This is a genomic window from Campylobacter concisus, from assembly GCF_002914005.1.
In the GTDB taxonomy this organism is placed as follows: domain Bacteria; phylum Campylobacterota; class Campylobacteria; order Campylobacterales; family Campylobacteraceae; genus Campylobacter_A; species Campylobacter_A concisus_N.
Map to the genome: position 1 here is coordinate 23,395 of NZ_POZU01000087.1, position 10,555 is coordinate 33,949.

Here is a 10,555-nt window from a genome sequence, read left to right on the forward strand (position 1 = left end):
TTGGGAAGTATTTTTTTAGTCGAAAACCTGGTAGTTTTTTATTTTAAATTTAATAATGCTTCTGCTGAAAATGGTTTTAATCTTCGAAAGAAAGTTGATTATTTGACATATCAATATGTTGATTATTTCAAAAATGTCAGCAAATATGATGTCGCAAATTTTCAATCTTACATTAACGATAGCGCTATGGGTGATGTCCTTTTATTAAAGGATGATAATAAAAATGGATACAAGGTCGTAGCGTCTTCAGATAAAAGAATAATAAATCAAGAATTTAACGATAAAAGCTGTGGAAATATCTTTGCTCATAATTTCCAAAAAGATTATTTTTGGTCAAAAATTTTGCCAGAAAACGCCGCTCAAGTTTGTATGTTTGTGCCAGTTGGAGAGTATATATTAGGCTTTAAAGGAAAGGTCGATCAGCGTATTACTGGCACGCATGATGAGTACTTTTTTGAATGGCTTTTAAACAATATGGCTTTAACATTCATCTTAAGCTTCGTTGGTGCAATAGTTGCTTTATCTACTTGTATATGGTATGCGGTCAAATACATAAAAGAAAAAAATAACTATAACGCATTAAAAACAGATACTAAAAAACAGATAGAAGAGCTTGGAGAAAAGCTTTATATCGATCCGATGACTGGACTTTTAAATAAAACAGCATTGGTGCGTGATATTAATAGCTATGAAAATCCTAAAGTAGTGCTTATAGATATTGACGATTTTGGCAAGATGAATGACTTTTACGGTAAATTTGCATGTGATCAGATTTTGGTCAAAATGGCTGATTTGATCAGTGAATTTGCCAAAAATGAGAATATGAAAGCTTACTGCATAGAAGCAGATAGGTTTGCTCTGGTAGAAGATAGCGATAGCTTTATCGATAGATATGAAGATATGGTTGAAGATTTGATAGAAATTTTTAAAGGTCGTATGCTAAGTATAGTCGATGAAGATGGTAGGGAGATAGAAGGTATCGAGATACATAGCACGATAGGCTTTGCTCTTGATAGTGATCAAACACTAAGAAAAGCAACAATAGCATTAAAAACAGCAAAAGAGCAAGATAAAGACTATGTTTGCTACTTCAAAGGGCTAAATCAAAAAGAGGAATACGCAACTCAAATAGAACGCTCTAAACTGATACAATACGCTACTATAAATAACAATATTGTTCCTTATTTTCAGCCGATAGTTAATGACCAAAAGGTACCTGTAAAATATGAATGTTTGATAAGGCTTTTGGATAGAGGTGATGTTATATCACCAAATGTCTTTTTAGATATCTCAAAGCGTATTAAGCGTTATGCTGATCTTGAGAAACAACTCATTGTAAAGTGTTTTAAGCAGCTTGTAGAGGATAAGAATTTAGTACTTTCCATAAATTTAAGCAGTAGAGATATGATCGATGGTGATGTTAGCTCACTTGTTTTAAATTTATTGAACAAGCACAATGTTGCTGGTAGAGTAGTATTTGAGATCGTTGAAGATGAAGAGCTTAAAAATTTAGAGAGAGTTTCAAATTTTATCGAGCGTGTAAAAAGTATGGGCGCAAAGATCGCTATTGATGATTTTGGCTCAGGATATTCAAATTTTTCTTACATTATAAAGATCAAGCCTGACTATGTGAAGATCGATGGCTCTATTATAAAAGATATAGACATAAATAAAGATTCACACTCTATCGCAAGTGCGATCGTGGCATTTGCAAAAGACCTTGGTATAAAAACTATTGCTGAATATGTGCATTCAAAAGAGATATTTGAAATCTGTAAAGAGATCGGCGTAGATGAGTTCCAGGGCTTTTATTTTGGTGCACCAGAGCGTGCCGGCTCATAAGGCCCTTAGTGGTAATTAACTTTTTAAAAGAGCTTTTAAGCTTTCGCTCTATCACACCTAATGATGCTGGAAGCTTAGAATTTATCGCTAGATTTTTGCCTGATTTTGAGGCAAAATTTATAGAAAAAAACGGCACCAAAAATCTCATACTCTCTAAAATTTATGGTGATGGCGAGCATCTAGCTTTTGCTGGACACGTTGATGTCGTGCCTCCAGGTGAGGGCTGGGATAGTGAGCCATTTACTCCACTAGAAAAAGATGGCTACATCTATGCAAGAGGCGCACAGGATATGAAAAGTGGTGTGGCTACTCTTGTTTGTGCTGCTAAAGATGCGAAATTTGATGGGAAGCTAAGCCTCATATTAACAAGCGACGAAGAGGGCGACGGCACATATGGCACGCCTTTAGCACTTGAATATTTACGCGAAATAAATGATTTGCCAAAATTTTGCGTAGTGGCTGAGCCAACTTGCGATAAAGAATTTGGCGATAGCATAAAAGTTGGCAGACGTGGCTCAATAAATGGTAAGATCGTGATAAAGGGCGTTCAAGGGCACGTGGCATATCCTGAAAAGTGTGTAAACCCGGTAAATTTGATAGCTCCACTTCTAAATAAGATAGCTGATCACGATATGGATGTTGGAAGTGAGTTTTTTAGCCCGAGCAAGATTGTGGTAACTGATATCAGAGGTGGCATACAAGTTTGCAACGTTACGCCAAGTGAGCTTAGCATAATGTTTAATGTGAGAAACTCAAATTTAACCGACGTAAATGATGTTGAGAGCTATCTTAGAGAGGTCTTAAAAGGGCTTGATTACGAGCTTAGTATAAAGCAAAGCTCAAAGAGATTTTTAACAAATAAAGATAGCAAAATCGTAAAAAATTTAATAGCTTCTGTCACAAAGATCACCGGCATTACGCCACTTTTAAATACAAAAGGCGGCACGAGCGATGCAAGGCACTTTGCTGAATTTGGTGTAGATGCGATAGAATTTGGCGTAATAAACGACCGCATACACGCCAAAAACGAACGAGTTAGCACCCATGAAGTAAATAAACTTTATGAAATTTTTAAAGATTTGATAGAAAAATTTTAATCCATAAATTTCATTATTTTTAAACCAAAAAGTTATTAATTGTCTAAAAATATTTTCAAAAGCTATTTTGATTAATATTTCTTGTCAAATAATTTTAAAAATAAGAAATTTTTTATTTGGCAATATTTCTATTATCTATTACAATTCATGAAGTAGCCGGGTTTTAGCCATTTCAAGTAAAACCTAATGGAATGCTCTTTTTAATGAGCATAAGGTAGAAGTTATAAATACGTTTGTGGGCGAAAAAATATATCCAGCACAATCCTAGCTTTAAAGATGGTATGGATATCATTTCTAATTTATAAAAAAGTAAAATTTCAAATAAATAAAAAAATGCAAGTAAAACGAAAAATATACAAATCTTTTCAATACGAGAAAATGAGACATGGCTTTCAAACTAGATTGTTCTTTTTAGTCGTAGCAGTCGTGATTTTAGCAATCGAAATTTATATCGCAACTTTTGTTAAAGGTGGCTTCGTGCGTCATTATTTGGGTGATGTGTTAGTTACGGTGATGCTTTACGCATTTGGACGAGCCGTGTTTAAAACTACACCAAAAATTTTAGCGTTTGAAATATTTATCTTCTCGCTATTTATAGAAATTTTACAATACTTTAAAGTACTTGAAATTTTAGATATTCATAATTTAATAATACGTATAGTCTTTGGCGGAACATTTGACGTTAGCGACATCGCATGTTACGCGTTGGGCTGCTTGCTGGCTTATTTGACTGATACCATTTGCTTTTTACAAAAGTATAAAAATTCAAAGATGTAGCGATAAATCACAACTTTATTTTTTAAGTATAAAGCAGGAGCTAATCATCTTAAAAGCTCCAGCAAAATTTATCTATCTATTTTAGCTCACCCCAGTTTTTAGCGATATTTAGCGATGTTTTAAGCGGCACATTTAGCGTGTAAATTTCCTCCATTGTCTTTTGCGTCGCCTTGCCAAATTCCTGCGCAAATTCGTCTTTTACTTCAAAAATCAGCTCGTCGTGGATCTGAAGCAACATTTTTGCATTTTCATCTAAATTTGCTCTAACTTTTACCATCGCCATCTTGACAAGGTCTGCTGCTGAGCCTTGAAAGACCGTATTTACCGCCTCGCGCTCAAACATCGCTATTTGCATAGGTGTGGCACTTTTAAAGTCAAAGTAGCGCCTCCTGCCAAGCAGTGTCTGCACAAAGCCGTCGTTTTTAGCTGAAATTTTTATGCTCTCTAAAAACTCTTTGATCGTAGCAAATGCCTTAAAATAGCGCTCTATATACTCTTTTGCCTCGGCTCTTGTGATATTTACTTGATTTGCCAGCTTGCTTGAGCCCATGCCATAAATGAGGCCAAAATTTATACTCTTTGCCACGGCTCTATTTTGCCCATCGCTGCTACCAAATATGCTAATAGCCGTCCTTGCGTGGATGTCCTCGTCATTTTTAAACGCCATAAGCAGCGCAGGATCTTGACTAAAGTGAGCTAACAGCCTAAGCTCGATCTGGCTGTAGTCAAGCCCCACAAAACTATATCCCTCGCGCGCCTCAAAGCACTCTCTGACATCCTTTGCGAGGCTGCCACGAGCTGGGATATTTTGCAAATTTGGATTTTTACTTGATAGCCTGCCAGTGCTCGTGCCAGTTTGCAAAAAGCTCGTGTAAATTCGTGAGCCCTCATCCTTTTTCGCAAGCGCTAAAAGTGGCTCGCAGTAGGTGCTTTGCAGTTTATATAGCTCTCTGTAAGCTAAAATTTTTTCAATCACCGGATGAGCGCCTGCAAGCTCAGCTAGCACGCTTTCATCGGTGCTATATCCTGTTTTTGTCTTCTTTTTGGTTGGAAGCTTTAAGTGCTCAAAAAGTATTACGCCAAGCTGTTTTACTGAGTTTATGTTGAAATTTTCGCCACTTAGCTCGTAAATTTCACTTGTTAGCGCCTTTAGTTTGGTGTCGTTTTCAAGGATGAGCTTTTGCATCTTAGCTTCATTTATCTTGATGCCGTTTTGCTCCATGTCAAAGAGCGTGAGGATAAAAGGAAACTCGTGCGTATCGGCAAGGGCGAGTAAATTTTTATCAAGCGTGTTTTGAAAAGTTTTATAAAATTTAAGCGTTATCCAAGCGTCCTCACTCGCGTATTTAGCAGCATTTTCTAGTGGCACATCGCCAAAAGTTTGCCCTTTTTTGACCACATCTTCAAATTTGATCGTGTCGTAGTCATAGAGCCTCTTTGCTAGCGCGTCCATGCCCACACTTGAGTTTGGATCGCTAAGCCAAGCAAGTATCATCGTATCTTTAAAATTTGCTGGAGGGTTGAGTCCAAGGTTGTTTTTCACGATCTCAAAGTCGTATTTCAAATTTTGTCCAATTATGCAGCCTTTGTAAATTTGCCCTATCGCCCATGTGGCAAATTTTAGGCTAATTTGCTGCGGCACACCAAGGTAGTTATGAGCCACTGGCACGTAGTAGGCATCCTCATCGTTAAAGCAAAAGCTAAATCCAACGATCTTTGCGCTCCTGCTATCAACGCCCGTGGTCTCGGTGTCAAATGCGACGATAGTTTCAGGCGTGATGTCAGCAAGTAGCTTTTCAATATCTGCTTCATCAAGAAGCAAATTTGCTCTAAAGCCAAGTTTAAATTCAGCATTTTCCTCTTTTTGCAAGCTCTTAAGAAGCCTATTTAGATCGTACTCTTTTAAAATTTCTGAGATATTTATTAAAGGATTTTGCTCTGGAAATTTAGAGTGTTCAAGATCAAATGAACTAACTGCGTCATCAAATAGAGTGGCTAGCTTTTTGCTCAAAAATGCTTCGTCTTTTGCAGCTGCTAGCATATTTTTAGTACGCTCGTTTCTAAGAAGGGCTAAATTTTCATAAATTCCCTCCAAGCTGCCATACTCAGCCAAAAGCTTTTTAGCTCCCACTGCGCCGATACCTTTGACACCTGGGATATTGTCTGAGCTATCGCCTGCGATCGCTAGAAAGTCCCTTACCTGTGCCGGATAAACTCCGTACTTTTCAAAGCAACTTGCACTATCATGATCGATCTTGCTTTGTGGGCTGTAGATGCTCACTTTGCCGTCCTCTATGAGTTGGTAAAGGTCTTTATCATGCGTGACTATTCGCACAAATATATCTTTATCCTTGCAAAATTTAACCGCACTTGCGATGATATCATCGGCCTCGTAGCCCTCACGGCTAAGGCTGTAAAGTCCCATTTTTTCTATCATATCTATGCAAACTGGAAGCTGTTCTTTTAGCTGAGCTGGCGGCTCGTTTCTGTTTGCTTTGTAATCACCTAAAATTTCGTGACGTAAGGTCTTACCTTTGCTATCAAGTGCGAAGATGAGATAGTCGCTTTGGTATTCATCCTTGAGGCTTGCTATAAAATTTGCAAAGCCACTTATCATACCGCTTGGCTTGCCCTCGCGGTTTTTAAGTCCGCTCATGGCGTAGTAGAGCCTAAAAAAGAAACCAAAAGTGTCAATAATCGTAAGTGTTTTCATTTTTATCCTTTGTGTAATTTTATGAAATTTAGGCAAAAAATAGGCTGATTTATAAAAATTTTTGATATTATGGCGGACATTGCAAATAAAAAATCACAAAAACAAAAAGCTTTGAGGTCATGAAAAAAATAGTTTTTTTACGTATCAATCCAAATGCAGTCGGTGGTGCCGAACGCTATTTAAGAAGGCTTACTAAAGCCCTAAGAGACGTAGGTATAGATACATCTATACGCTCATATCTAGGAGAGGCTAGGATCTCGTCATGGAAAAAGGCTTTGAGATTTAACTCACAGGTAAAACGCCAGAAACAAAGCAATGAGGTATATTTTAGCTTGGAGCGAGTGAGCTGCGCAGATATTTATAGAGCAGGGGACGGTGTGCATAAAATTTATCGTGCCACAAAGCCATTTTGGTGGGTTAATCCTCTAAATTTTGTCTATCCATATCTAGAAAAACGTTGCTTTAAAAATTCTAAAAAGATAATCGCAAATTCAAACTACATAAAAGAGCAAATCATTTCAGCTTACGGTGTCGATGAGTCAAAGATCGTTACCATTTACAACGGTATAAATTTGCCACAAAAGGTAGAAAAAGGAGAAGCAAAACTTAGCGTATGCGAAGAATTTGGACTCGATTACAATTTACCAATTGTGCTTTTTGTCGGAAATGGCTTTAAAAGAAAAGGAGCAAAAGACTTTTTACTTCTTGTCTCAAAGCTAAAAACGCCAGTAAATGCGCTAATAGTAGGCAAAGATAAAAATTTAAATTCATATAAGAAGCTAGCAAAAAAGCTAAAGATAAATGCATTTTTTACAGGTGAGCAAAAAATGACTGCAAAATTTTATGAAGCAAGCGATATTTTTATATTTCCAACACACTATGAGCCATTTTCAAATGTCGTTTTAGAGGCGCTTAGCTTTAAAAACATTGTCTTTACAACGGCTCAAAACGGGGCAGCTGAAATTTTAGAAAATCGTTTTGTTATGCGTGAACCAAATGATGAAAGTATACTGGAGCTAGTGGAGCAGGTGCTTAATGATAATGACATGATGAGAGAGCTGCAAGAGAAGTCATTTTTACTTTCGCAAAAATTTAGCATAGAAGAAAATGCAAGCAAAACTCTTGAAATCATAAACGAAGTACTAAATTTGGAGCAAAAGTGAGAGTTTTTATAGAGCTTCCAACTTGGCTTGGTGATGCTGTGATGGCGAGCGGGGCGATAGAAAATTTAAGCAAAGATGCTAAAAATATTGTATTTTTTGGCTCTTATGTGGCCTGTGAGCTTTACAAATCACATCCAAAGTGCGAAAAAGTAGTCATTGACGATAGTAAAAAGCAAAACTCAAGATATTTAAGCCTTATAAAAACGGCTAGCAAGCTTGGAAAATTTGATATCGCTATTAGTTTTAGAAGCTCGTTTGCTAGTAAATTTTTGCTATTTTTTCTAAAAGCAACGCAAAAATTTTGCTTTAAAAAGAGTAGTGAGAGTTTGCATCAGGTGCAAAAATATCTAAATTTCATAAAGCAAAGCCTGAATTTAAAAGAAATTTCAAACGAACTAAAAATCTATTATGAAGCTAAAAAAAGCGAGCAAAAACTCCTCGTGCTAAATCCGGGTGCTAGCTACGGAAGCGCCAAAAGGTGGTATCCACACTATTTTGCAGAGGTTGCACTGCACTTTAAAGATGAATTTGATGTAAAGATCACTGGCTCAAAAGCTGAGCTTGAAATTTGCAATGAAATCGAGCAAATGCTTTTGCAAAATGGTATAAAATGTGAAAATTTAGCCGGAAAAACGAGCATAAAAGAGCTTTGCGAGGTCATAGGTTCTATAAAAAATGGCATCTTTTTGACAAACGATAGTGGTCCTATGCATATCGCAGCAGCCTATAAAGTGCCACTTGTGGCTCTTTTTGGACCGACTAAATTTAAAGAGACTAGCCCATGGCAAGACGAAAGTGCAAAGATAGTGCATTTAAATTTAGAGTGTATGCCATGTATGAAGCGAGTATGTCCTATAAAGACACATGCCTGTATGAAGGAGCTTACGCCAAAAATGGTCATTGTTGAAATAGAGCTGCTAAGAAAAAAATTAAATTTTTGAAATTCTAAACATAATTAAATATATACATACAAAATTAAAAATTTTTAGTTTTTATTTGATTACATTTTTACCAAACATTTGACATTGGTTATCAATATAGCTATAATCACGCAAAAATTTTTACTAAGTAAGAAGGTATTATGGAGCTAATTAAACATCACATTGATCACGTAATTATTGCGATTTTAGGCATTATGAGTTTTTTTGTACTTTGGTATACGATTGAGCGTATTATTTTTTATTCACGCGTTGATATAAAAGGCTACAAAAGTATCGAAGCGCTTGAAGAGGCACTAACCAAAAATTTAACCGCGCTTTACATTATCTACTCAAATGCACCATATGTAGGACTTCTTGGTACAGTCGCTGGAATTATGATCACATTTTATGATATGGGTATGGCAGGCGGAATCGATACTAAAAGCATAATGGTCGGCCTCTCTCTTGCGCTAAAAGCAACTGCTTTTGGACTACTTGTGGCGATACCAACTTTGATGATTTACAATGGTTTTGTTAGGAAAGTAGATGTAATACTAAATAGATATAAGGCTGAAAATGCGTCTAAATAAAAAAGATGGGTTAAATATTGTCCCATTTATTGATATTATGCTTGTTTTGCTCGCCATCGTGCTTAGTATTTCGACTTTTATTGCTCAAGGCAAGATAGCTATTGATCTTCCAAGTGCAAACAGTGCCGAGCAAAGTAAAGAAGACGATAAAAAGGTAAGCGTAGTAATTGATAAGGATAATAAATTTTTTATAGATGATGTAGAAATTTCTGAGAACGAACTCAAAGATAAGCTAAATGCGGTTGATATAAAGACATTGATCGAACTAAAAAGCGATAAAAATTCGAAATTTGATAGCTTTGTCAAAGTAATTGATATATTAAAAGAGAAGGGCCACGAAAATTTTGCAATCCAAACAATCTCTGAATAAAATTTCAAATTACAGCGGCTTAGCTGTTTCGCTTGTAGTGCATGGAGCAGCAGTATATTTTTTGCTTTCATATAATTTTGATGAGATAAAAATAGGTGAGCAAAAACCGATAAAAATAGCTCTTAATTCATTTACTCCAGTGCTACAAGTCTCAGCACCTCAAATAGCGGAGCAAATGCTTATCCCAGAGCCAACTCCACCAGCCCCACCACCACCGCCAGAGCCTCCAAAACCTGAGCCAAAACCTGAGCCAAAGCCAGAACCAAAACCTGAACCTAAAAAGGTGGAGAAACCAAAGCGTGAAATAAAAAAGGTAGAGCCTAAAAAAGAGAAAAAAATAGAGCCCAAGCCTGAACCGGTAATTGCTCAGCCAGTGCAGCCTATTGTACCGCCAGCTAGTGTAAATACAAATTTACCAGCCAATAACAAGTCTATCGTTGCAGCTCCAGTCCAAAATGTAACACCTGAGCTAAATTTATCAAATTCACAAGGTGATGAAGATTTTACGAAGGTTATAATCGCAGTTAAGAGGCATAAAAGTTACCCAAATAATGCTAGACGTATGAAGCATCAAGGCGTTGTAGAAGTTAGGTTTTTGCTCAGGCAAGACGGTAGTATAGATGAACTTAAAGTTAGCAAAAGCTCTGGTTTTGAGTCGCTTGATAATGGTGCTTTAGAAAATATTCAAAGAGCAAGCTCTGAGTTTCCAAAACCTAAACAAGATCGTTATCTGCGCTTTCCTATTTCATATACACTAAAATAAATTACAAGCTTATTTAAGCTCGTAATTTATTATCTGCTTTGTAGAATTTCTTTTATATTTCAAGCCAAAATAGAAAAACATAACTTATTTTATTTAAAAAAGTATGTATTTTAAACTTGCTTTAAATATTAAACATGTATAATCTGACTTTCTTTAACGGGTGGTTGGATAGCTCAGTCGGTAGAGCAGCAGACTGAAAATCTGCGTGTCGGCAGTTCGATTCTGCCTCTAACCACCATTACCTTTCTTTAAACATCAATCCTTTTTCTCTTAGCTCTATTAAATTCGCATTTACAAGGCTTTTATGCTATTTTTCTAGG

General features: G+C 36.4%; 9 protein-coding genes and 1 tRNA gene. 9 read left to right on the forward strand and 1 reads right to left on the reverse strand.

All coding sequences use genetic code 11. The annotated features are described in order from the left end of the window. Positions 1–102 precede the first annotated feature (102 nt). The 3 genes from CYP54_RS09665 (at position 103) to CYP54_RS09675 (ending at position 3,716) form a co-directional block, all read left to right on the forward strand. Positions 103–1,842, forward strand: coding sequence for an EAL domain-containing protein (locus CYP54_RS09665; RefSeq protein ID WP_258033736.1), 1,740 nt, complete (start codon positions 103–105; stop codon positions 1,840–1,842). Between the two features lie 8 nt (positions 1,843–1,850). Further along, a complete protein-coding gene (gene dapE, locus CYP54_RS09670) occupies positions 1,851–2,939 on the forward strand; it encodes a succinyl-diaminopimelate desuccinylase (protein ID WP_103605085.1) in 1,089 nt (362 codons plus the stop codon). Between the two features lie 378 nt (positions 2,940–3,317). Next, complete coding sequence (locus CYP54_RS09675) at positions 3,318–3,716, forward strand: ribosomal maturation YjgA family protein (protein ID WP_103605092.1); 399 nt, start codon at positions 3,318–3,320, stop codon at positions 3,714–3,716. 76 nt (positions 3,717–3,792) lie between these two features. Here the strand turns inward: CYP54_RS09675 and polA are convergent, their stop codons facing one another. After that, positions 3,793–6,429 (reverse strand): DNA polymerase I, encoded by a 2,637-nt coding sequence (gene polA, locus CYP54_RS09680; protein WP_103605086.1) that lies wholly within the window; start codon positions 6,427–6,429, stop codon positions 3,793–3,795. Positions 6,430–6,548: 119 nt separating this feature from the next. Here polA and CYP54_RS09685 point away from each other — a divergent pair, with 119 nt between their 5' ends. The 6 genes from CYP54_RS09685 to CYP54_RS09710 all read left to right on the forward strand — a co-directional run bounded on the left by CYP54_RS09685 (position 6,549) and on the right by CYP54_RS09710 (position 10,473). Beyond that, positions 6,549–7,592: a glycosyltransferase family 4 protein gene (locus CYP54_RS09685; RefSeq protein ID WP_103605087.1), complete on the forward strand. Its 1,044-nt coding sequence runs from the start codon at positions 6,549–6,551 to the stop codon at positions 7,590–7,592. Beyond that, positions 7,589–8,533: a lipopolysaccharide heptosyltransferase II gene (gene waaF / locus CYP54_RS09690; protein WP_103605088.1), complete on the forward strand. Its 945-nt coding sequence runs from the start codon at positions 7,589–7,591 to the stop codon at positions 8,531–8,533. Before CYP54_RS09685 ends, waaF begins: the two co-directional genes overlap by 4 nt. Positions 8,534–8,673: 140 nt before the next feature. Continuing rightward, on the forward strand, positions 8,674–9,102 hold the full coding sequence (exbB, locus tag CYP54_RS09695; RefSeq protein ID WP_103605089.1) for a TonB-system energizer ExbB: 429 nt from the start codon (positions 8,674–8,676) through the stop codon (positions 9,100–9,102). Beyond that, the gene (exbD, locus tag CYP54_RS09700) at positions 9,089–9,472 is read left to right on the forward strand and encodes a TonB system transport protein ExbD (RefSeq protein WP_072593836.1); all 384 of its coding nucleotides are present in this window, start codon (positions 9,089–9,091) and stop codon (positions 9,470–9,472) included. Before exbB ends, exbD begins: the two co-directional genes overlap by 14 nt. Further along, positions 9,447–10,235, forward strand: a complete 789-nt coding sequence (locus CYP54_RS09705) for an energy transducer TonB (protein WP_103605090.1) — start codon at positions 9,447–9,449, stop codon at positions 10,233–10,235. Before exbD ends, CYP54_RS09705 begins: the two co-directional genes overlap by 26 nt. Before the next feature lie 162 nt (positions 10,236–10,397). Then, positions 10,398–10,473 (forward strand) — tRNA-Phe (locus tag CYP54_RS09710). Positions 10,474–10,555 lie beyond the last annotated feature (82 nt).